The sequence below is a fragment of the Sinomonas atrocyanea genome (genome assembly GCF_030811715.1).
GTDB classification, from domain to species: Bacteria; Actinomycetota; Actinomycetes; order Actinomycetales; family Micrococcaceae; genus Sinomonas; species Sinomonas atrocyanea_A.
Window position 1 is genome coordinate 109608 of record NZ_JAUSRH010000013.1, and the last position, 20272, is coordinate 129879.

Below are 20272 nucleotides of genomic sequence, written 5' to 3' on the forward strand. Positions count from 1 at the left end.
GGTTCCTTGCTGGGCGGTCCGGCCGGGCCCGGCCCGGGCGGACAGCCTAGGAGTGCCGGAGGCGGCGCAGCACGAGGGCGAGGCCCACAAAGGCCAGGGCGTTGGCGGCCAGGATCACTGTGACGGCGGCGGCGGGGCTGGCCACGTAGGCGGCGCCGAGGATGCCGCCGGCGGCGAGGAGGCCGACGCCGCGGACGAGGGCCAGCCAGCCGAACGCCACCGCCCGCGAATGGGAGGGAACGAGCTCAGTGACCACGGCCTTGACCGTAGAGTCCAGCACGCCGTTGACGATTCCCCACACCGCGGCGCCTGCCCAGACGAGCGCCACGCTGCCGCCGAACGAGATCGCGGCGACCGCGGCCGCGGCAGGGACGGCGAGGAGCACGAGGGGGCCGCGGCGGTCGTAGAGCCGCCCGACCACGAACCCGCTGAGCCCGTCCACGGCCATCGCCACGGCGAAGACGACCGGGACGAGGGCGTCGCCGAGGAGCCCGGTGGTCTGGGCATGGAAGGCGATGAGCGGGAACGGCGCCACGCCGCAGGAGAGGACCGCCACCGCCGCCGTGTACTGCCAGAACCGCGCCGGCAGGTGCGCCCGCGCCATGCCCTTCGCATCCGGGCCGCGGGCAGGGGCGGCAGCACCGGCGTCGTGCTCGTAGACCGCCGGGTCCGGCACCCGGGTGCGCAGCCATGCCAGCACGCCCAGGACGAGCACGCCGGGGACGGCGAGGACGCCGAAGGCGAGCCGGTAGTCGCCCTCGCTCCAGGCCAGGACGGCGGCCAGGAGCAGGGGCCCGAGCATGGCGCCCGTCTGGTCGAGCGCCTGGTGGATGCCGAACGCGCTGCCGCGGCCGGTCCTGGTCGAGGCGTGGGAGAGGAGGGTGTCCTTGGCCGGGGAGCGAACGGCCTTGCCGAGCCGCTCGGTGCCGTAGAGCAGCAGCGCCGGGGCGATCAGGCCGGTGGCCCCGATGAGGGGAACGCTCAGGACGGTGAGGGCGTAGCCGGTGATGGTCCAGGCCCAGTAGTGCTGGGTGCGGCGCACCGCGAGGCCGGAGAGGACGCGCAGGCCGTAGCCGATGAACTCCCCCGCCCCCGCGACGAGGCCCACCACCGTGGCGCTCGCGCCGAGCGTGCCGAGGTAGGGGCCGATGATGCTGCGGGCGCCCTCGTACACCATGTCCGCCAGCAGGCTGACGATGCCGAAGGCGAGGATGAAGTGCCACGGGCGGAGCAGGGGCGCGCGCTCCTGCGCGGCGGGGCTGCCGTTCGCCATGGGGGATCTCCTTGGGGCTGGGTACCGGGGCTGGCCGAGGCCGGGGGTCAGGTTACCGCGTGCGCCCGAGGAAATGCTGCGCTCGGCGGGACCCCTGAACTGGTCTGCGGGCGGCCCCGCTCCCTTGAGCGAGGCGCAGACCCGTCCCACCGCCGCGTCGACCGCGAGAGGGACTGGGACCGTGCCTTCTCCACGGGCTAGGTTGTACATGTACAACGCTCGCTTCCTTGGGGGGACACTTCGTGAGAACCAGATCTGGGCCCAGAGCCCTGCCCGCAGCCGTGCTCCTGCTGTCCGTGGGCCTCGCCGGATGCTCGGCGACAGGCACCGCTGCGGCGACGAGCCCGGCGTCGACCGCCGCCGCGATCACCCCTGCGTCGGCCACCGCCCCTACTCCGGCGGAATCCATGGCACCGTCGGTTGCCTCCGCGATGGCCGACGGCGCCCTAAGCGGGGAGCGCTGCCAGAAGTCCGCGGACGGGACGTGGACGTACGCGGCGAAGCTCACCAACCACGACACGGTGCGCGAGGCGTTCACAGTGGCCATCGGCCTCACGAGGGCCACCGCGGTCCTCGACCATGCGATGGTGCAGAAGACCCTCGGCCCCGGCGAGAGCGCTGACATCTCAGCCGCAGGCTTTGGTAGGGACACCCCCGCCGCGGGGACGGACTGCGGCGCCGCCCTCTCCAAGGCGAGTGCAGAATGAGGATCCGCCGCCGAGGGGCGTGGGCCGCGGCCCTGGCCCTGGCCGCCCTCATCGCGGCGGCCGGGCCCTCGCAGGCCGGTCCCGCCCCCTCCCCGACCGACGCCCCGAGCTCGGCACCGACCTCGACCGACGCCCCGACTGCGACCCCCACGGCGTCGCCCAGCGGGACACCGTCGCCGACCGACACCGCGGTACCGACCCCCACCGATCCCGCGAGCGTCACGACCGCGGATACGGCGAGCGCCGCCTCCACCCCGACCACCGCCGCCCCCGCGCCGCTCTCCCCCATCCGGTCCAAGTACGCCGCGCTGGGCGGGGCCGCCGGATGGCTCGGCGCCTCCGTCTCGGCCGAGGACTGCACCGCGCCCCCGGGCGGCGGCTGCGCCGGGGCGTTCCGGAACGGTGCGATCTACTGGTCAGCGGCATCGGGCGCCCACCCAGTGGGAGGCGCCGTCCGCGCACGGTGGGCCGCGGCAGGGGCCGCTGGCGGCCCCCTCGGCTACCCGACCACGGACGAGGTGCCCATCCGCAGCGGCGGCGTCTACCAGCTCTACCAGGGCGGGGCCATCTACTGGTCGCCGGCCACCGGTGCCCACACCTCGCGCGGCGCTGTCCGCAGCGAGTACGCCGCAAAGGGCTGGGAGAACGGGTTCCTCGGCTACCCGACCACCGATGAGGTGCCCATCCGCAGCGGCGGCGTCTACCAGCTCTACCAGGGCGGGGCGATCCTGTGGTCCCCGCCCACTGGCGCCCACACCTCTGGCGGTGCGATCCGCGGCGGATGGGCGGCCACCGGTTACGAGAACGGGCCCCTCGGGTACCCGACCACGGACGAGATCGCCCTCCGCGGCGGCGTCTACCAGCTCTACCAGGGCGGTGCCATGTACTGGTCCCCCAGCACCGGCGCCCATGCCTCACGCGGCGGGATCCGCGCGGTCTGGGCTGGGACCGGGTACGAGAACGGTTCGCTGGGCTACCCCGTCGCCGACGAGCTCTGCTCCGGGTCATCCTGCATCCAGAAGTTCCAGGGCGGCACCATCACGTGGCTCGCCGGTGCCACCGGGGTGCATCCGTACAACGAGTGCGAGGCCCTGAACACCGGCCGCTCGAAGTACCCGAGCTACGGCGCCTCCTCAGTCTCGTTCGCGATCGCGGAATCCTACGGCTCGTCCAGGGCCACGTTCGTCCGCTGCCAGAACACGGCCGGGGTCTACTGGCCGGACTGGGCCGCCGGGGCCACTGTCGGCCGGTCTGGCTTCAAGCCGCCGGGCGTCGCCTCCGGCCCGACCCGCTACGAGTACTCACCGACCGGCGGCTACTCGGTGACCCAGGCCTTCGGCCTCGGCAACCCCGGCACGGCGCTGCCGTACCAGACCCTCAACCCCAACTCGCGCTGGGGCGGCAACCCATGGAGCGGGACGTACAACCAGTACTTCGAGGAGTCCGCCTGGGTGGGGTACGACGAGAACATGTGGTACTTCGCCACCCGCTCCACGCACGACTACCGGCAGGGCGCGGTCCTCAACTACAACCGGCCGCCCGACTCGGGCATCGTGCAGGACGCCGGCTTCGCGATCTTCCTCCACGAGAACACCTCCCCGACCGCCGGCTGCATCGCCCTGCCGGACTGGAACCTGGTCGACTGGCTGCAGAAGGCCCACAGCGGCGACCGGATCATCATGGGGGTCCGCTCCGCCCTCTTCAGCTGAGCGCACGACGGCGGGCGGCGGCCCGTGCGGCGAAGGCCGCCCCCGTGGGGGCGGCCTTCGGCATTCGGGGCGGCTCGGACGTTCGGCGGCTCGGGTCAGCCGTCCTCGTGGCTGGTCGAGCCGGCGGGGATGCCCGGGACGTCGTTCGGGCCGTAGACCTTGGCGTCACCCGGGTACGGGCTTGCCCAGTGGTGGGCCTGGTACCAGGTCCAGCGGTTGAACAGGTACGGGTTCGCGAAGTCCTCCTTCGCGCCGTTGCCGGTCAGGTGCTGCTGCTCTCCCCAGGTGTCCCACTGCTCCGCGATGTCCTGCATGGACGGCGGGACGGCCGCCGCCTGCGCCGCGGCGCTGTTCACGGCTGCGGCCGCCGGACCGGTCTTGCCCAGGGTGTCCGTGCCGCAGGCAGGGGCAGTCTTGACGCCCTCGGTCAGGGGCACTTGGTTCGGAACCGCGCTGTACGGGGTCAGGTCCGGCTTGTCGGTGAATGCGTCGAACATGGGCGTGGCGGCGGCGACCTTCTGGTTCAGCGGCTGCGCCCCGAGGATCTGCTGGATGGTGCGGACCATGTTGATCTGCGAGTAGAACGTGCTGACCGTCTTCCCGTGGGCCGCGTACGGGCTGATGACCTGGACCGGGGCGCGGTGGCCGTCCACGTGGTCGGCGCCGTCCTGGCTGTCGTCCTCGGCGATGAAGATCGCCGAGTCCTTCCAGTACTGCGAGTGCGAGATCTCGTCGACGATCTTGCCCACCGCGAGGTCGTTGTCCGCGACCTGGGCCTCCGGGTCGGCCGTCCCGCCCGTATGGTCGCTCGAGAGCCAGGTCATCTGGAAGTTCTTCGGGCCGTTCTTCTCGAAGTCCTGCTTCCAGGTCGCGTAGCGGTAGATGTCCGGCACGGCGGTGTCGAACGGTGCCGCGTTGGGGTCGGCGATCGCGTTCAGCGAGGGAATGGCCGAGCTGGCGTGCATCTGGAGGGCGGGGGTGAACAGCTGCGCCGGGTCGCCGCCGGCCATGGTGCTCGTCGCCGCGCAGTAGTAGTCCTGCCAGGTCGCCCCGGCGGGCTTGCCTTCGCCGTACTCGAACTCGCCGTAGTTGCGGGCGGTGTTCCCGGCCGCCTGGATCGAGGTCCAGAGGAATCCCGTGCGCTGGTGGCCCAGGACGTCCTCCTCGGTGTCGTAGGAGCGCTTGTACTCGCCGGCGCTGGTCTCGCTGTAGGCAGGGTTGTCGCCCTGCATCATCCAGTTGTGCCCCTCGGCGGAGTTGGTGCCGATGTCATAGGTGTTGTCGTAGAGGCCGAACTGCGTGGCGAGGGCGTGCTGATTCGGGGTCACCTTTGCGCCGAACTGCGCCAGCGACGGGTCTCCGTTGCCCTGCTTCATGTCGCCGTAGACCTGGTCGTAGGTGCGGTTCTCCTTGACGATCAGGAAGACGTGCTTGATGGCCGAGGGGTCCCCGATCCGCCGGGGCACCGCCACCGCGGGGACCTTGGCCGCATCCGCGGCGACCGACTGCTTGACCGAGGCGGCGTCCCAGCCGTTCTGCTGGAACACGGTCTCCGTGTACTTGCGGATCTGGTCATCGCCCGGGAGCGCGAACCTGGTCAGCGAGGCGGTCGTGGAGTGGGTCCCGTGGCCGGTGGCCGGCGATGTGCCCGGGCCCTTGCTGAAGCTCAGCTCGGGGCCGCGGGCGTCGATGCCGCGGATGTTGGTGACGACGATCTGGCCGCCCACTGCGGTGACGTTGCCGGGGTAGTAGTCCGTGGGCAGGAGGCCGATATAGCTGGCCGGGTCCCGTGGGTCCTTCCGGTTGACCTTGTAGACGGCCACCGCGTTCGCGCGGCCCAGCGAAACCAGCAGGCGGTCCCCCTGCATCGTGATGCCCGTGGGCTCGTAGCCGGCCTGCGAGGAGGCCCACGGCTGGGTCGCAATGGTCTGCACGACCTTGTTGCTCACCGTGTCCACCACTGAGACCGTGTCGCTGTTGGTGTTCGCCACGTACAGGGTAGAGCCGTCGAGGTGCATCGCCGTGGGGTGGAGCTGGACGTCGATCGAGGACGGCGCGGCCGAGGCGTTGGCGGTGTCGATGACGCTGAGCGTCCCGGTCGTGGACGTGCCAAGGGTCGTGTCCGCGGGGACCTGCGTCCCGTAGGACCCCATGGTCGCCTCGCCGCCGACGGCCTGGCGCCCTCCCTCATTGGAGACGTACAGCTTGGCGCCGACGAACGTCAGCTGGCGCGGGGCGATGCCGGTGGGGAAGGTCTGCTTGACCGCCCCGCTGGCCGGGTCGAGGGCCACGACCGTGTTCTGGCCGTTCACGGCGGCGTACAGCGTCGCGCCGTCGGGCGAGAAGGCCATGCCGGCCGTCAGCGCCTGCTTGCCGCCCACCGCGGGGATGCTGATCTTCGTGCCGGCTCCGAGCGAGCCGTCAGCATTGAACGGGTAGCGGACGAGCCCCGTGGCGACGGGAGCGTAGAGGAACTTGCCGTCGGGCGAGAAGACCGGGCCCTCCTGCCCCACTGAGCCGTCCGTGATCTGCTGGTAGGCCATCGCCCCGTAGCCCGCGTTGGCAGCCGCTGCGGCGAACGAGGTGGCGGCGAGGGTTCCCGCCGCGGCCACGGGCTTGTAGGCCTTGAGGTCGAAGACCTGCAGGTCGACGGACCGATCGGCGCTGGTGCCGACCAGATACCGGCCGTCCGGGCTGACCGTCGAGCCCATGATCTTGCCGAACGGCGTCATCAGCCGGTCGCCGAGGGGCTTGATCACCTGGTTCGAGGCAATCTGCTCGCCGTTCTCGTACTGGGAGCCGACCTGGTGCTGCCCGAACTCGATCGTCGAGGCTGCGGCGATCCCGCCGCCCACGAGGACGAGTGCGCAGCTTGCGGCCGCGATCGAGAGCGGTGTGCGAGTGCGGACGCACCTCGAGAGCCGACGCAGGGTCCAGGGACGGGGTGGCCCCGAGACCGGCGATCGTCGGGCGGTTGGTGACGGTGCGGCCATGGCGGTTCTCCTCTTGTGGGTCCAGAACGCTGCCCACACAGCTTTCGCCCAGCGCTTTACGTTTCTGTAAAGCGACTGTGATGTTCTGTTGAACGAGCAGAGAATTGCGCCCCCGCCCGCGCCGTAGGATGGAACTCGATCCAGGCGAGCCGAGGAAAGGCGGGTGGGAGCATGCGCGCAGCGTTCAGGCTCTCCCGCGCCGCCGTCGTCACCGCGGCCACCGTGCTGCTCGCCGTCGCCGCCCACACGGCGGCCGGCGGGGCGCTGCCCGACCCGCTGATCCTGCTCGGGCTGCTGGCGCTGACGCTGCTGCCCACCGCGTGGCTGTCCGGCAGGCGCCTGACGCCCACGGCCGTGCTCGGGCTCCTCGGCACCGGGCAGTTCGTGCTGCACTCCGCCTTCGACGGCCTGTCGGAGCCCGCTGCCTCCCTGCAGCTCTCCCCCGCCGCCGGCCACGTCCACGTCCTGGGCGCGGTCTCCCAGGGCGGCCCGGTCGGCCACGTCCACGGGTACAGCCCGGCGATGTTCGCCGCCCACGCGCTCGCGACCCTCGCGGCCGGCCTCCTGATCGCCAGGGGCGAGGCCGCCCTCTGGACGCTGCTGGCGTGGCTGGCCCCGCTCGTCCGCCTGCTCCTGGTCCCGGCGCCCTCCCCGGCGCCCACGCTTCCGGCCTACGCGCCGCAGCCGCTTCCGAAGATCTGGCGCGCCCTGCGGCTGCCGGCCCTTCGCGGCCCACCGGTGCCCTCCGCCGCCTGCTGAGGCGGCCCCTGGACACCCGCACACCCTGCGGGCGGCTCATGCCTGCCCGCTTCCGCCCGGCGCGAGCATGCCCGGGCGGGACCAGACGAAGGCCAAGAACACCCATGAAGACCTCCCTCCGCCGCGCCCTCAAGGCCACGGCCACCACCGCAGCGACCGCCGCCCTGATCGCCACCGGCGCAGCCGCGGCCAGCGCGCACGTCTCCGTCACCCCGGACGACACCGGCGCCGACGGCTACTCGCACCTGACCTTCAACATCCCCAACGAGTCCCCCGCCGCCAAGACGAAGAAGGTCGAGGTCAAGCTCCCCACGGACACCCCCTTCACCTCGGTCTCGGTGAAGCCTGTGGAGGGCTGGACCGCCCAGGTCGTCACCACGGCGCTGCCCAAGCCCGTCACGGTGGCCGGCGCGACCGTGACCAAGGCCCCCACCGAGGTGGTCTGGACGGCAGACGCCGCCCACGAGATCGGCCCGAACCAGTACCAGGCGTTCTCGCTCTCCGTGGGCCGGCTCCCCGCGGCCGGCACCACGGTGGTCCTGCCCGCGGCCCAGACGTACACCGACGGAAAGGTCGTCACCTGGGACCAGAAGGCTGAGGCGGGGAAGGAAGACCCGGAGCACCCCGCGCCGTCGTTCACCACCACCGCGGCCGACGACGCCGCCCCGAGCCCGTCCGCATCACCGCAGGCCGCTGCCCCTGCCTCCCAGGCCACGGACGCCACCGGCGCCTGGGGCCTCGGACTCGGCGCGCTCGGCGCCGTCCTCGGCGCCACCGCCCTCGGACTCGTCCTGGCCGGCCGCCGCCGGACCGCGAAGTAAGGAGGATGGCCATGCGAACCTCAGCACGCGCCCACCTCCTGCGCGCCGCCGCGAGCGTCCTCGTCACCGCGGCAGCCCTCCTCCCCGGCGCGGCGGCCCAGGCGCACGACGTCATCGAGTCCACCAACCCGGCCGACGGGTCCACCGTGGCGACCGTGCCGGCGTCGGTGGTCCTCACCTTCGACCACACCCCCATCGGGGTCGGCACCGAGATCCTCGTCAAGGACCCGAGCGGGACCAACCAGGCGGACGGGCCCGCGAAGATCGTGGACACCGACGTCACCCAGGCGCTCAAGCCCGGGGCGCCTGCAGGGAAGTACACGGTGGTGTGGCGCGTCGTCTCGGCGGACTCGCACCCGATCGAGGGGACGTTCACCTTCACGGCCAAGGCCGCGGGGAACGGTGCACCCGCAGCCTCGAGCGCCCAAGGCTCGGGCGCGCAGGCCGCCGCGGTCCCATCGGCCTCCGCGCAGGCCGCACCGGCGTCGGCCTCCTCGAGCAGCGGGATCGCGCTGTGGATCGGGATCGGCGCGGCCGTCCTCCTCGTCGTCGTCCTGGGCGCGTTCTTCGTCCGGCGGGCCCTCAAGCCCGGCCGCGAGGAGTAGCCGCCCGCCGTCGGCGCGCGAGACGCACGAGGGCCCGGTTCCGCAGCGGCGGAACCGGGCCCTCGTCGGTGCGGTGACCTGTCAGCGCCCGTAGGCCGGTGCGACAGGCTGGTCGAAGCGCTGGCCCTCAGGCTTGGGCGGCAGCAGCATGAACACCAGGAGGGCGATGCCGCCGACGAAGGGCACGAGCCCGATGAGGACCATCCAGCCGCTCATGTTCACATCGTGGAGCCGGCGCACGGCCAGGGCGAGCGTCGGGACGATGATGGCCAGGCCCCAGACCACCGCGAGGATGACCCCGATGATCGAGACGGGCCCCAGGGTGGGAGCCGAGTAGGCGTAGCCCGAGTAGGTGCTCGTCGAGGCGACCATCCCGGCGCTGATGATGATGTTCAGCACGATGCCCACCACGGCGCCCACGAGCGCCCACCACCAGTACTCGGCGCGGCTCGCGCGGCCGGAGAACGTGGCGTACTTCTTGAAGACCCGCTGCACGGCGTCCTTGAACGGGGCCCCGTAGTAGGGCGCCCACAGCGGCGGGGCGGCGTTGTAGTTGGCCGGCGTCGGGGTCGGGTACTGCGGGGTCGGGTGCTGCGGTGCGGTCATGGTTCCCCCTCGAGTCGATGCGGTGACGAACCGATCGTACGGCCGTTGCACATGTACAACCAGAGCGCAGCGGCCACCCGGACGAAAGATGACGCGCCGCCGGGGTCCCTGCGTACTTGTCCAGTGGCGCTCGGACGGCACCCTGCGTACACCTTCCGGGAATCCCCGTAAAGGGGCATAAGAAGTGCCTGAAAGACGGGTATGGATTACTCGGGCGCCCCACAGGCCTCAATTTTTACGCTCCTACTACCACGCTGCCGGCACCCGGCCAGCGGCGGCGAGGGTAGGGGGGAACCTGCTCATGGAGCCCAGTGGAAGACCTAGTGGTCGCGGCGCCCGCCGCGCCCTGCGCGGCGTGTTCCCGAGGCCGCCGCGGGCACTCGCGGCGCTCCTGGCGGGAGCCCTCGCCGGTGCCATGCTCCTCGCCGGGCCGTCCGCCACGGCCGACGTCGGGACCATCGCCCACGACACTCTGCGGACCGGATGGGACAGCGACGAGAGCGCCCTGTCTCCCGCCGGGGTGGCCTCCCCCAGCTTCGGCAAGCTGTTCTCCACCGCCGTCGACGGCCAGGTGTACGCCCAGCCGCTCGTCGTCGGCCAGACCGTCATCGCGGCCACGGAGAACAACGCCGTCTACGGCCTCGACGCCGCGACCGGGGCGGTGAAGTGGAGCCGCTCGGTCGGCCCTGCCTGGCCGGCCTCCGCCATCGGCTGCGGAGACCTGGTGCCCAACATCGGCATCACGTCCACTCCGGTCTACGACGCGGCGACGAACAGCGTCTTCCTCACGGCTAAGAAGAATGACGGCGGGAACACGCAGGTGCCGCACTGGTACATGCACTCGATCGACGTCGCCACCGGCGCCGAGCGGGCGGGCTTCCCCGTGATGATCGACGGCGCCCCCACCAATGACCCGACCAGGCCCTTCAACGCGTTCACGGCGATGCAGCGCCCCGGCCTCCTGCTGATGGGCGGCGTCGTCTATGCCGGCTTCGCCAGCCACTGCGACCACAGCCCGTTCGTGGGCTACGTCGTGGGCGTCTCGACCGCGGGCAAGCAGACCACGATGTGGGCCACCGAGACCGGGGTCAGCAATGCCGAGGGCGGCATCTGGCAGTCCGGCGGCGGACTGGTCTCCGACGGCCCCGGGCGCATCCTCTTCGCCACGGGCAACGGCATCGCCCCGCAGAAGTCCCCGGGGACGTCCCCGCCGTCGACCCTGGCCGAGTCCGTGGTCCGGCTGCAGGTCGGCACCGACGGCAACCTCGCGGCCAAGGACTTCTTCAGCCCGGCGGCCAACGTCAAGATGAACCAGGACGACGCTGACCTCGGCTCCGGGGCACCCATCGCCATCCCGGACGGCTACGGCACCACCGCGCACCCGCACCTGATGGTGCAGACCGGCAAGGACGGCCACATCTACCTGCTCGACCGCGACAAGCTGGGCGGCATGGCCCAAGGGCCCAACGGGACGGACGCCGTCGTCGACACCGCCGGCCCCTACAACGGCGTGTGGGGACGCTCCGCGTTCCTCGGCACCACCCAGGGCGGGTACGTGTACCAGGTCGAGAACAAGGGCTACCTGAGGGCGTCGAAGCTCGTGCCCAACAGCACCGGGGGCGTCAAGCTCGCCTCGGTGGGCACCTCGCCCGGCACCTTCGGCTACACGTCCGGGTCCCCGGTGGTCACGTCCTCCGGAACCGACGGCTCGTCCGCCCTGGTCTGGGTCATCTACACGGACAACAACACGGGCACCAACGGGCAGCTGCGGGCGTACCGGGCCATCCCGGACAGCACGGGCAAGCTCGCCCAGGTCTTCAGCGCCCCCATCGGCACGGCCGCGAAGTTCACCTCTCCCGCCACCAACGGCGGCAAGGTGTACGTGGGCACCCGGGACGGCCACGTGCTCGGCTTCGGCATCCCGACGACGGCCGCAGTGGGCTCGACCAGTGGGGACCTCGGCCAGGTCGCGGTCGGGACGAGCTCCACCACGACGGTGACGGTCAAGGCCACCCGGGCGGTGACGATCAGCTCGATCACCACGGCCGCCCCGTTCGGCATCGGCTCGCTGGCCCTCCCCAAGGCCCTGGCCTCCGGGGCGAGCCTCGGCATCCCGGTGACGTTCTCCCCCACAGCGGCGGGCGAGTCGGACGGCACGCTGACGGTGAAGACCTCGGACGGTGAAACGGTCCTCCTGGGCGTCCACGGGGTCGGCACGAAGGACGGCCTCGGCGCCACGCCGACGTCGCTCGCCTTCACCAACGTGCCGACCGGCACGGTCAGCCAGCAGACCGTGAACATCGTCAACACCGGCACGACGCCGGTCAGCGTCACCGGGGTGACCCTGCCTGCCGACGCGAGCCTCGTCACGGATCCGACCACGGTGCCCGCGGTCGGGACCACGATCCAGCCGCTCGCCTCGGTCCCGGTCTCCATCGCCTTCAAGCCGACCGTGGCCTCTTCGGTGACCGATTCGATCACGGTGACGAGCAACCTCGGCGGAGTGACCGTCCCGGTGACGGCCACGGCGATCTCCGGGGCGTCCCACCTGCAGATGCCCAAGGCGCTCGACTTCGGCGACGTGGCTGTCGGGACCTCGTCGACGCGCTCGTTCCAGATCCAGAACACCGGCAACATCCCCATGACGCTCACCAAGGCGAAGGCCCCGCAGGGCGTGTTCAGCACCACGACCCCGGTCTCGGAGGGCCTGACCATTCCGCCCGGTGATTCCGTGTTCCAGAGCGTGACCTTCACGCCCACGGCATTCGGGCAGGCCGGTACCGCGGACACGTACTACCTCATCACGGCCGACGACGGCTCCGGCGCCCAGCAGGTCATGCTCACCGGCAACGGCATCGACGATCCCATCGCGGCCTATGCGGCGAAGATCGGCGCAGGCCGCTGGGCGTCCCCGCTCGGGCAGGCCCTCTCCACCCAGTACGCGGTGGGCACCGGCAAGTGCCAGGACTACACCTCCGGCATCATCTGCTGGTCCCCGACCACCGGGGCGCACGAGGTCCACGGGTCCATCTATTCGCGCTACGCCGCCGCCGGAGGGCCGAGGGGCTTCCTCGGCTTCCCGACCACGGACGAGAGCAAGACGCCGGACGGCATCGGCCGGTACAACCACTTCGCCGGCTCGGGCGGCGCCTCGATCTTCTGGTCGCCCACGACCGGGGCACACTCGATCCAGGGCTCGATCCGAGCCAGGTGGGCCGCGAGCGGCTGGGAGAAGGGGCCGCTGGGCTACCCGACCACCGACGAGATGGGCACCCCGGACGGGGTGGGCCGCTACAACCACTTCAACGGCTCGGGCGGCGCGTCGATCTACTGGTCGCCGAAGACGGGCGCGCACTCGGTCCAGGGCGCCATCCGGGCCAAGTGGGCAGAGAAGGGCTGGGAGCGCGGACCCCTGGGCTACCCGACCACGGACGAGATGAAGACCCCGGACGGGATCGGGCGCTACAACCATTTCTCGGGCTCGAGCGGCGCCTCTGTCTACTGGTCCCTGACCACCGGCGCGCACTCGATCCGCGGCGCCATCCGAGCCAGATGGGCCGCGAGCGGCTGGGAGAAGGGGCCGCTGGGCTACCCGACGACCGACGAGATGGGCGCCCCGGACGGCTCGGGCCGCTACAACCACTTCTCCAAGTCGGCCTCGATCTACTGGTCGCCGTGGACGGGCGCGCACTCGGTGCGGGGCGCGATCCGGGCCACGTGGGCGTCGATGGGCTGGGAGCGCAGCTGGCTCGGCTACCCGACCTCCGAGGAGTACTCCGTCTCCGTGGGACGCGCGGAGGACTTCGAGAGCGGCAGCCTCACCTGGAGCGCCTCCACCGGGAGGGTGAACGCCGGCGGCTGACGATCCGGGGCGGCGCAGCTCAGGACAGCTCCCACGTCCTGGCGCTGTGCCGCCACCGGACGGCGTCCCTCAGGGCCCTCGCCAGGCGGTCGCCGGTGAGGCTTGCCAAGACGTAGCCGGAGGCTCCGGCACGGAACGAGGCGGTGATCTCACCGGGCCGGTCCCGGAGCGAGAGCATGACGCACGCGATCCTGGGCGCCGCCTCGGTGACCGCCCGGCAGACCTCGATCATGCTCTGCCCGACAAGGCCCAAGGAGAGCAGGCACACGTCCGGGGCTACGGCGGCGACGACCTGCACCGTCGCCGCCGCAGCCGGGCAGCACCCCACGACCTCGAAGCCCTCGTCCTCGAGCACGGCACCGAGCGTGTCCCGTGTGAGGGCGTGGTCTTCGACGATGAAGACCTTCAGCCGCGGATCCGCTGGCCGATCATCGTGTGGGCCCATTGCGGCCCTCCGTCTCACCTTGCAGAAGCACTTGCCCCCGGTCCCCACACACAGCCTCGTCCGCATGCGGGACGCGGGTCAGAGCCAAACGTCCCCTCCGCGCGCCGACGGCACAGGAAGGGCCTATCCCCGAAGTGAGGTGCGGGAGGACAATGGAGTGAGCGCAATGGCCTCGAGCAGCCGGGACCTCCCCCGCGCAAGGAGCAGAAGCCGTGGGCAACGCCACCCACGGACCAAGGAAGATCACCATGCTTCCCCGAAGCAGAGAGCCCCACACCACCCTCCACGTCAGCAACGCCGCCCGGTGGCCAGAGCACGAGCACGACTTCCCAGCGCGCCCGGCCGGCTTTGCGCCCACTCCCCATGACCCGCGGACGCGCCTGCTGCGTGAACTGCGACAGGTTGGCCTCGGCGACGCCGAGGCCCAGGCGGAGGCGGACCGGCTCCTGGCCGGCGACATCTGGAGCGGCTGAACGCGGGGCCGGGCCCCTGCTTGGGCCCTCCTGACGCGGGTAACGGTGGGTCGCCACCCATCTGCCAGGAGGACCCATGACTGACACCCCCCGCACGCGGCAGGTCGACGACGACGTGCTCGCGAAGTACCTGCACAGCCATCTGATCGCCGGCAACTCGGGCAAGAGGCTCTTCGACGAGGCGGCGAAGGCGTGGGAGGGGACCTTCCACGCCTCTGCCCTGAGCAGGCTGGCCCGGGAGGTCAGCGAGGACGCCGATGAGCTCGAGAAGATCGTGCAGGCCCTCGGGCTGGAGCCGCCGGCCCACAGGAAAGCGGTGGCGTGGGCCACAGAACAGGCCGCCAAGGTCGACCCGCTCAACCCGGCGCACGCAGCCGGAGGACGCGCGGGCCAGCTCGAACTCGAGTCGCTCCTCACCGCCGTGACCGGGAAGTGCCTCCTGTGGAAGGCGCTCCTGCTCCTCACTGGTGAGGGGCTGCCGGTGGATGCGGCCCGTCTCGAGCAGCTGCACGACCGCGCACTGCACCAGATCAGCACCCTTTCCGAGATCCTCCGCTCGGCAACTGCGGCCAATTTCCGGGCCGACGGGACCAAGCAGCACTAGGGAGAGGAAGAACTGCCCATGGAGGAGACGAAGCCCGACCAGAGCAGCGCCCCGGTCCTGGAGGCCATCGAGGAGTACCACCGGCTCGACCGCTACGGCTTCACCCCGCCCGGACACCGTCAGGGCCGCGGCGTGGACCGCAGGACCCTCGATGCCCTGGGCCTCGATACGTTCCGCTCCGACCTCCTCGCCACGGCGGGCCTGGACGACCGGCTCTCCCGCGGCTGCGTCCTCAGCCGCGCCGAGGACCTCATGGCCCAGGCCGTCGGGGCGGACAAGGCCTTCTTCTCCACGTGCGGCAGCTCGCTCTCCGTCAAGGCGGCCATCCTCGCGGTCACCCGGGGACGGGGCGAGATCCTCATCTCCCGGGATGCGCACAAGTCCGTCACCGCCGGGCTGCTGTTCTCTGGGCTGCAGCCGTGCTGGATCCCCGTCCGCTACGACGAGGACCTGCACATCGCGCACCCGCCGTCGCCGGAGAGCGTGGAGGAGATGTGGCAGCGGCACCCGGACGCGGCGGCCGCCGTCGTCGTCAGCCCCACCCCGTACGGGACCTGCGCGGACCTCGCGGCGATCGCCCAGATCTGCCACTCCCGCGGCAAGCCGCTCATCGTCGACGAGGCCTGGGGCGCACACCTGCCCTTCCATGAGGGCCTGCCCACCTGGGCGATGGACGCGGGGGCGGACATCTGCCTGGTGAGCATCCACAAGATGGGCCTCGGCTTCGAGCAGGGGTCGGTCTACCACCTGCAGGGCCCGCTCGTGGACCCTGTGCGGCTCCAGCAGTGTGCCGACCTGCTCGCCAGCACGAGCTCGAACGTGATCCTCTACGCGGGGATCGACGGCTGGCGCCGGCAGATGGTCAGCCAGGGCCACGAGCTGCTCGACGCCGCCCTCAAGCTCGCGGACCGGTTGCGTGCCGACATCGGGGCTCTCCCCGGCTTCCATGTCCCCCATGACGAGCTGCTCGGAGCAGAGGCCTCCCACGATCTCGATCCGCTGCACGTCCTCATCGACGTCTCCGGACTGGGGATCAGCGGCTACCAGGCGTCCGACTGGCTCCGCGCGGAGCAGCGCCTCGACATGGGGCTGGTGGACCACCGGCGCGTCGAAGCGACGCTCAGCACGGCGGACGACGACGCGGCCGCGCAGCGACTCCTCGAGGCCCTCGAGGCGCTGGGCCGCGCTGCCAAGGGCTTCTCCACTCCCCCGCCCGTCAGGCTGCCGCGGGGCAGCGACTTCCAGCCTGAGATGGCCCTGCAGCCGCGCGATGCCTTCTTCGGGCCCGTAGACTCGGTTCCCATCGCGGAGGCTGTGGGGAGGATCGCCGCGGAGCAGGTCACGCCCTATCCGCCCGGGATCCCTGCTCTGCTTCCCGGCGAACGGATCAACGCCGCCATCCTCGAGTACCTCCGCACCGGCGTGGAAGCGGGCATGAACCTGCCTGACCCCGCCGACCCCTCGTTCAAGACCATCCGCGTCGTTGTCGAGTGAGCGCCGAGCTGCCCGCCGCCCCTGCGCCCCGGGTAGTCGGTGCTGGCCGGTAACCGAGCTTGGCCAAGAGGGACGAGAGGTGGCCCGCGAGCATCCCCGGCGGCAGCCCCAGTTCCTCCGCGATCTGCAGGTTGGTCATGCCCTGCAGGACCAGGGCCAGAATGGCCTTCTCCATGGCGGTCGCACCCAGGACTGCTTCGGCGGCCAGAGTGCGCCGGGCCGCGCGGGCGGCATCCGGCGACTGGAGGGTGCCGCCTGCGGCCGCACGCCTGACGGCGTCGAGAAGCCCGGCGGTGCGGGTGCTGTGCAGGACGTATCCCGCGGCCCCGGACAGGACCACGCTGCGGAGGGCCTTGCCCTCCTCGTAGGTGGTCAGGATGACGCACCGGGTCCGCGCGGCTGCCGAACGGAGCGCCCGGCAGGCCTCGATCCCCGTCCCGTCCGGCAAGCGGTTCTCGATGAGTGCAACATCCGGCCCGAGGGCAGACGCCGTCCGGAGCGCGGACGCGATGCTGTCGGCTTCCCCCACGACGTCGAAGCCCTCATCCCTGAGCAGCTCTGACAGAGCCTGTCTGAGGAGCGCGTGACCGCTGAGGAGGAACACCCGGACGTCCCGTCCGGTCGTCGGAGGGCACATTCGACGCCTCCTGCCCGCAACAGCCCGCTGCTTCATCGCCGCGCTGTTGTCTCAACGCCGGCCCTGGAGCACCAGACTCGTCGATGGGCTCGTCGGTCACCAGAGCCGAGCGGCCCTAAACCCGGCGGTTCGGGCTAGCCTGCTCAGGCCAGGTCCTTGCCCTGGCGGCGGGCGCGCTGGTCCTTCAGGATGATGCTCATCTGCCCGTCGCCTTCGAGGGAGACCATCTCCACCTCGTCCAGGGTGGTCATCCCCTGCAGGCGGACCTCCTGCATGATCTCGTCCAGGGTGATGTTCTCGGAGCGCATGGCGCGCCGGTTCAGCCTTCCCTTGCTGTAGAGCACCAACGGAGGCGGGGACAGGAACCTCTGGACGAGCGGGAATCGGTAGCCGAGCCAGTCCAGCACCGCGGCCCAGCCGATGATGACTGCCACCAGGAGCAGCCCGTCCGGGAGGGAGGTGTACTGCCCGGCCATGGCGTTCTGGGCCGCGTCCGCGATGAGGACGATCACGAGCAGGTCGGTGACGCCCACTCCGCCCCGCTGACGGCGGAGGACCAGCCGCAGGAGGGCATAGAGGCAGAGGTAGACCAGGCTGCCCCGGATGAAGATCTCCAGCAGTGCGGTGTGCGGGACGAGAAGGTCCTTCCAGTCCACGTCCGTGAGCCAACCCATGTCCATCCTTGCCTCGGGTACTGCAGCGGGCCCGGAACCGACGGGCGCGCCGTCAGCCGAGCGAGCCCCGCAGCTGCGCACAGGCCTGCTCGCAGCGGCGGCAGGCCTCGGCGCAGACGCCTCCTCCTCGTGACCTAGTCGGACCCTTCGCTGACCATCCCGTAGGCAGTCGCTTCATCGATGACGGCCTGGACCCCGTCGGGGATGGACCGGATTCGCACGCCATAGCGTCCTTCCGCGGCGGACTGTTCCATCACCGGGCGGACCGCCTCGACGACCGCCGGATCCTTGCCGTCCAGATAGCGGGCATACCTTCTCGGTAGGTCGGTCATGATGTCTCCCTCGTGCCAGCCGATTGCTAAAGACGACGTCTCGTACTCGATGGACCTACCCTGCAACGGGGCACCTCGAACAGAAACGCCGGGATCCGGGCCTTCTGGCACCTAGGCCAGCACACCGGGGCGCCGTCACAATCGGGGTGACAGCCCAGTTCGGCCCTTGGTTGGAGGAGCAGCTCGAATGGACAGCTACAGGATCGTGGTCGGCGTGGACGGCTCCCCCGCCTCTGGGAAGGCCCTCGAGTGGGCGATCGAGGAGACCGGGCTCCGCGGAGGAAGCCTCCGCGTCATCACCGCCTGGCACTATCCGGTTCTCGGCGATGCCGCCGGCTCCGGCCCTGATACCGACGTGTTCCGGCAGAGCGCGGCGGACGACCAGGCCGCGCTCATCTCCGCGGCAGGCGGCGAACGCAGCGGGCTCAGCGCAGAGGTGATCGAGGGCAGCGCCGTGCAGGTCCTCCTCGACGCGGCGCGGGATGCGGACCTGCTGGTTGTCGGCTCACGCGGCCACGGCGGCTTTGCCGGGCTGCTGCTGGGCTCGGTGTCCGCCCAACTCGTCCACCACGCCCCGTGCCCGGTGCTCGTGGTCCGTGAACCGGAAAGCGGGCGCGGGGAGCAGCCCGCAGCACAAGGGGACCAGTCCTGAGCACGCGCTGCTCAGACAGCACGGCCGAGGGTCGACCGCGCCACACGCGTCGGCCCTCGGCCATGGTCTAGCACGCCTGAGTGCTCAGCGCCCGAAGAGGCGGGAGAAGAACGCCGAGACCGCGCTGGGCTCGTTCTCGTGGCCCTGGCAGCGCTGCGAGTTCGGGACTCCGCGCATCACCTGCTGGACGTGCTGCCCGCATCCGGCCCAGGTGACTTTTCCGCATTTCCTGCACGTGACCTGACGGCACATAGGTGTTCTCCTTCTCTAGGGTTTCTGATGTCTGGACTACTTGGCGATGGCCTGGATGGCGACGTAGGCGGCCACGAGCAGGACGAGTCCCGCGAAGCCGCGCTTGAGGACGTGCTCGGGAAGCCGGCGCCCGAAGCGCCCGGCCAGGAGCGAGGCGGCCATGGCGGCCGCGGCGAAGGCGCCGATCACGGCCCAGTCGAAGTGCATCTCGCCCAGATGGGCGGCGAGGCCCGCGAGCGAGTTGATGACGATGATGACGAGCGAGGTGCCCACGGTCATTGCCATGGGGAGCCCGAGCACGAGGGCCAGCGCGGGGACGATGAGGAACCCGCCGCCCACCCCGAGGAGCCCAGTGAGGAAGCCGACCACGGCGCCGGTCGCGATCGCCTTGGGCAGGCACGAGCGCCAGTTGACCCCGCCCGTGGGGAGGGCGCAGGATCCGCCCACGGCCTCGTTCTTCCGGAGCATCCGGAGGCCTGCCACGATCATGATCGCGGAGAACGCGAGCAGGAGGACCTTCTGGTCCAGGATCCGGTTCACCGCCGCGCCGAGGTAGGCGGTGGCGGTGCCGGCAGCCCCGATGATCAGCGCCAGCCGCCAGTTCACGCCGCGGCGGACCCTCGGCAGGACGGCCACGGCGGAGGATGCGCCGACCACCACGAGCGAGCCCGGAATGGCGGCCGCGAGCGGCACGCCGACTCCGTACACGAGGGCGGGCACGGCGAGGATCGACCCGCCTCCGCCGACGAGCCCGAGGAGCCCGCCGACGACGGTGCCGAACGCCAGCGCGGTCAGGATCACCGGCTGCCTCCGAGGATGCTGGCCAGCACGAGCGAGCCGGCGGTCATCCGGACCTGCCGCTCGAGCGCCCACGTCTGGGTTCCGCGGACGACGTCGCCTCCGGCCGCGTCGAAGGCCGGGACACCGCCCTCGAGCACGCTGGCGCCGGCGAGCCCGACGGCGGCGAGCCGCTTCCGGGCCTGCTCCGCCCGCGCCTGCAGGCGGGTGGGCGCGACGGTGGCGGGCATGGGGTCCATGTGCCAAAAATACCCACTGGGGTATTGCGTCGTCAAACCGGGCCGGTGGCTGAAGGCAGGGTGCGCACGCATGAGAGTGCCCGCCCCCGGGCCACTAGTGGGCCTCCGGGTGGCGGGCACCGCAAAGAGTGAGAGACACTGCGAAGACGAGGGGGATGACGCGCCGCGGCCCGGTGGGCTGCCCCGCTCTGTGGGGTCCAGCTCCTCGTGGGGTCCAGCGCCTCCGGCCTGAGGTCGGGGGTGGTGGTGTCAGGCGGCCATCTTGCGGCGCATGCGGTCCAGGAGCCGGCGCAGCAGGCGGGAGACCTGCATCTGGGACACGCCGAGCTCGGCGGCG

General features: G+C 71.4%; 19 protein-coding genes and 1 pseudogene. 10 read left to right on the forward strand and 10 right to left on the reverse strand.

Features of this window, described 5'->3' with window-relative positions:
* Positions 1 to 46: 46 nt before the first annotated feature.
* Positions 47 to 1273 carry an MFS transporter gene (locus tag J2W21_RS17000; RefSeq protein ID WP_307115703.1) on the reverse strand — a complete coding sequence of 409 codons (1227 nt, stop codon included), beginning with the start codon at positions 1271 to 1273 and terminating at the stop codon, positions 47 to 49.
* Between the two features lie 242 nt (positions 1274 to 1515).
* On the opposite strand from J2W21_RS17000, the gene J2W21_RS17005 reads away from it, so the two are divergent.
* Together J2W21_RS17005 and J2W21_RS17010 are read left to right on the forward strand one after the other, a co-directional pair.
* Complete coding sequence (locus tag J2W21_RS17005) at positions 1516 to 1980, forward strand: hypothetical protein (RefSeq protein WP_307115704.1); 465 nt, start codon at positions 1516 to 1518, stop codon at positions 1978 to 1980.
* A complete protein-coding gene (locus J2W21_RS17010; protein WP_307115705.1) occupies positions 1977 to 3689 on the forward strand; it encodes a hypothetical protein in 1713 nt (570 codons plus the stop codon). The genes J2W21_RS17005 and J2W21_RS17010 overlap by 4 nt, the downstream gene beginning before the upstream one ends.
* A gap of 95 nt (positions 3690 to 3784) precedes the next feature.
* Here J2W21_RS17010 and J2W21_RS17015 read toward each other — a convergent pair whose 3' ends face one another.
* On the reverse strand, positions 3785 to 6682 hold the full coding sequence (locus J2W21_RS17015; protein ID WP_307115706.1) for an alkaline phosphatase family protein: 2898 nt from the start codon (positions 6680 to 6682) through the stop codon (positions 3785 to 3787).
* A gap of 171 nt (positions 6683 to 6853) precedes the next feature.
* Here J2W21_RS17015 and J2W21_RS17020 point away from each other — a divergent pair, with 171 nt between their 5' ends.
* The 3 genes from J2W21_RS17020 to J2W21_RS17030 all read left to right on the forward strand — a co-directional run bounded on the left by J2W21_RS17020 (position 6854) and on the right by J2W21_RS17030 (position 8867).
* Positions 6854 to 7441 carry a hypothetical protein gene (locus J2W21_RS17020; protein WP_307115707.1) on the forward strand — a complete coding sequence of 196 codons (588 nt, stop codon included), beginning with the start codon at positions 6854 to 6856 and terminating at the stop codon, positions 7439 to 7441.
* A gap of 104 nt (positions 7442 to 7545) precedes the next feature.
* A complete protein-coding gene (locus tag J2W21_RS17025; RefSeq protein ID WP_307115708.1) occupies positions 7546 to 8262 on the forward strand; it encodes a YcnI family copper-binding membrane protein in 717 nt (238 codons plus the stop codon).
* Positions 8263 to 8273: 11 nt separating this feature from the next.
* On the forward strand, positions 8274 to 8867 hold the full coding sequence (locus J2W21_RS17030) for a copper resistance CopC family protein (protein WP_307115709.1): 594 nt from the start codon (positions 8274 to 8276) through the stop codon (positions 8865 to 8867).
* 81 nt (positions 8868 to 8948) lie between these two features.
* Here J2W21_RS17030 and J2W21_RS17035 read toward each other — a convergent pair whose 3' ends face one another.
* A complete protein-coding gene (locus tag J2W21_RS17035; RefSeq protein WP_307115710.1) occupies positions 8949 to 9473 on the reverse strand; it encodes a DUF805 domain-containing protein in 525 nt (174 codons plus the stop codon).
* A 301-nt stretch (positions 9474 to 9774) separates the two neighbouring features.
* Between J2W21_RS17035 and J2W21_RS17040 the strand changes: the two genes are divergently transcribed.
* Complete coding sequence (locus tag J2W21_RS17040) at positions 9775 to 13335, forward strand: choice-of-anchor D domain-containing protein (protein WP_307115711.1); 3561 nt, start codon at positions 9775 to 9777, stop codon at positions 13333 to 13335.
* Between the two features lie 19 nt (positions 13336 to 13354).
* On the opposite strand, the gene J2W21_RS17045 is transcribed toward J2W21_RS17040, so the two are convergent.
* Complete coding sequence (locus J2W21_RS17045; protein WP_307115712.1) at positions 13355 to 13780, reverse strand: response regulator; 426 nt, start codon at positions 13778 to 13780, stop codon at positions 13355 to 13357.
* A gap of 212 nt (positions 13781 to 13992) precedes the next feature.
* Here J2W21_RS17045 and J2W21_RS17050 point away from each other — a divergent pair, with 212 nt between their 5' ends.
* The 3 genes from J2W21_RS17050 to J2W21_RS17060 all read left to right on the forward strand — a co-directional run bounded on the left by J2W21_RS17050 (position 13993) and on the right by J2W21_RS17060 (position 16351).
* Positions 13993 to 14253 (forward strand): hypothetical protein, encoded by a 261-nt coding sequence (locus tag J2W21_RS17050; protein ID WP_307115713.1) that lies wholly within the window; start codon positions 13993 to 13995, stop codon positions 14251 to 14253.
* A 76-nt stretch (positions 14254 to 14329) separates the two neighbouring features.
* Positions 14330 to 14857 (forward strand): hypothetical protein, encoded by a 528-nt coding sequence (locus J2W21_RS17055; RefSeq protein WP_307115714.1) that lies wholly within the window; start codon positions 14330 to 14332, stop codon positions 14855 to 14857.
* An 18-nt stretch (positions 14858 to 14875) separates the two neighbouring features.
* A complete protein-coding gene (locus J2W21_RS17060) occupies positions 14876 to 16351 on the forward strand; it encodes an aminotransferase class I/II-fold pyridoxal phosphate-dependent enzyme (protein WP_307115715.1) in 1476 nt (491 codons plus the stop codon).
* On the opposite strand, the gene J2W21_RS17065 is transcribed toward J2W21_RS17060, so the two are convergent.
* The 3 genes from J2W21_RS17065 to J2W21_RS17075 form a co-directional block, all read right to left on the reverse strand.
* Positions 16323 to 16988: a response regulator transcription factor gene (locus tag J2W21_RS17065; protein WP_307115716.1), complete on the reverse strand. Its 666-nt coding sequence runs from the start codon at positions 16986 to 16988 to the stop codon at positions 16323 to 16325. The genes J2W21_RS17060 and J2W21_RS17065 overlap by 29 nt on opposite strands.
* 143 nt (positions 16989 to 17131) lie before the next feature.
* Positions 17132 to 17662: a DUF421 domain-containing protein gene (locus tag J2W21_RS17070; protein ID WP_307115717.1), complete on the reverse strand. Its 531-nt coding sequence runs from the start codon at positions 17660 to 17662 to the stop codon at positions 17132 to 17134.
* Positions 17663 to 17796: 134 nt separating this feature from the next.
* Complete coding sequence (locus J2W21_RS17075; protein ID WP_307115718.1) at positions 17797 to 17994, reverse strand: hypothetical protein; 198 nt, start codon at positions 17992 to 17994, stop codon at positions 17797 to 17799.
* Positions 17995 to 18181: 187 nt separating this feature from the next.
* Here J2W21_RS17075 and J2W21_RS17080 point away from each other — a divergent pair, with 187 nt between their 5' ends.
* On the forward strand, positions 18182 to 18646 hold the full coding sequence (locus J2W21_RS17080) for a universal stress protein (protein ID WP_307115719.1): 465 nt from the start codon (positions 18182 to 18184) through the stop codon (positions 18644 to 18646).
* A gap of 84 nt (positions 18647 to 18730) precedes the next feature.
* Here J2W21_RS17080 and J2W21_RS17085 read toward each other — a convergent pair whose 3' ends face one another.
* The 3 genes and pseudogenes from J2W21_RS17085 to J2W21_RS17095 all read right to left on the reverse strand — a co-directional run.
* Positions 18731 to 18898 carry a hypothetical protein gene (locus J2W21_RS17085; protein ID WP_307115720.1) on the reverse strand — a complete coding sequence of 56 codons (168 nt, stop codon included), beginning with the start codon at positions 18896 to 18898 and terminating at the stop codon, positions 18731 to 18733.
* Positions 18899 to 18934: 36 nt separating this feature from the next.
* Positions 18935 to 19699, reverse strand: a complete 765-nt coding sequence (locus tag J2W21_RS17090) for a sulfite exporter TauE/SafE family protein (protein ID WP_307115721.1) — start codon at positions 19697 to 19699, stop codon at positions 18935 to 18937.
* Between the two features lie 5 nt (positions 19700 to 19704).
* A pseudogene (locus J2W21_RS17095) lies at positions 19705 to 19890 on the reverse strand (rhodanese-like domain-containing protein); the annotation flags it as partial.
* Between the last annotated feature and the right edge of the window lie 382 nt (positions 19891 to 20272).

Bases quoted from the DNA above. Each gene is read 5' to 3' on its own strand.
- J2W21_RS17000 (WP_307115703.1), bottom strand. From the start codon at position 1,273: ATGGCGAACGGCAGCCCCGCCGCGCAGGAGCGCGCGCCCCTGCTCCGC.
- J2W21_RS17010 (WP_307115705.1), top strand. From the start codon at position 1,977: ATGAGGATCCGCCGCCGAGGGGCGTGGGCCGCGGCCCTGGCCCTGGCC.
- J2W21_RS17015 (WP_307115706.1), bottom strand. From the start codon at position 6,682: ATGGCCGCACCGTCACCAACCGCCCGACGATCGCCGGTCTCGGGGCCA.
- J2W21_RS17020 (WP_307115707.1), top strand. From the start codon at position 6,854: ATGCGCGCAGCGTTCAGGCTCTCCCGCGCCGCCGTCGTCACCGCGGCC.
- J2W21_RS17025 (WP_307115708.1), top strand. From the start codon at position 7,546: ATGAAGACCTCCCTCCGCCGCGCCCTCAAGGCCACGGCCACCACCGCA.
- J2W21_RS17030 (WP_307115709.1), top strand. From the start codon at position 8,274: ATGCGAACCTCAGCACGCGCCCACCTCCTGCGCGCCGCCGCGAGCGTC.
- J2W21_RS17035 (WP_307115710.1), bottom strand. From the start codon at position 9,473: ATGACCGCACCGCAGCACCCGACCCCGCAGTACCCGACCCCGACGCCG.
- J2W21_RS17040 (WP_307115711.1), top strand. From the start codon at position 9,775: ATGGAGCCCAGTGGAAGACCTAGTGGTCGCGGCGCCCGCCGCGCCCTG.
- J2W21_RS17045 (WP_307115712.1), bottom strand. From the start codon at position 13,780: ATGGGCCCACACGATGATCGGCCAGCGGATCCGCGGCTGAAGGTCTTC.
- J2W21_RS17055 (WP_307115714.1), top strand. From the start codon at position 14,330: ATGACTGACACCCCCCGCACGCGGCAGGTCGACGACGACGTGCTCGCG.
- J2W21_RS17060 (WP_307115715.1), top strand. From the start codon at position 14,876: ATGGAGGAGACGAAGCCCGACCAGAGCAGCGCCCCGGTCCTGGAGGCC.
- J2W21_RS17065 (WP_307115716.1), bottom strand. From the start codon at position 16,988: ATGTGCCCTCCGACGACCGGACGGGACGTCCGGGTGTTCCTCCTCAGC.
- J2W21_RS17070 (WP_307115717.1), bottom strand. From the start codon at position 17,662: ATGGGTTGGCTCACGGACGTGGACTGGAAGGACCTTCTCGTCCCGCAC.
- J2W21_RS17075 (WP_307115718.1), bottom strand. From the start codon at position 17,994: ATGACCGACCTACCGAGAAGGTATGCCCGCTATCTGGACGGCAAGGAT.
- J2W21_RS17080 (WP_307115719.1), top strand. From the start codon at position 18,182: ATGGACAGCTACAGGATCGTGGTCGGCGTGGACGGCTCCCCCGCCTCT.
- J2W21_RS17085 (WP_307115720.1), bottom strand. From the start codon at position 18,898: ATGTGCCGTCAGGTCACGTGCAGGAAATGCGGAAAAGTCACCTGGGCC.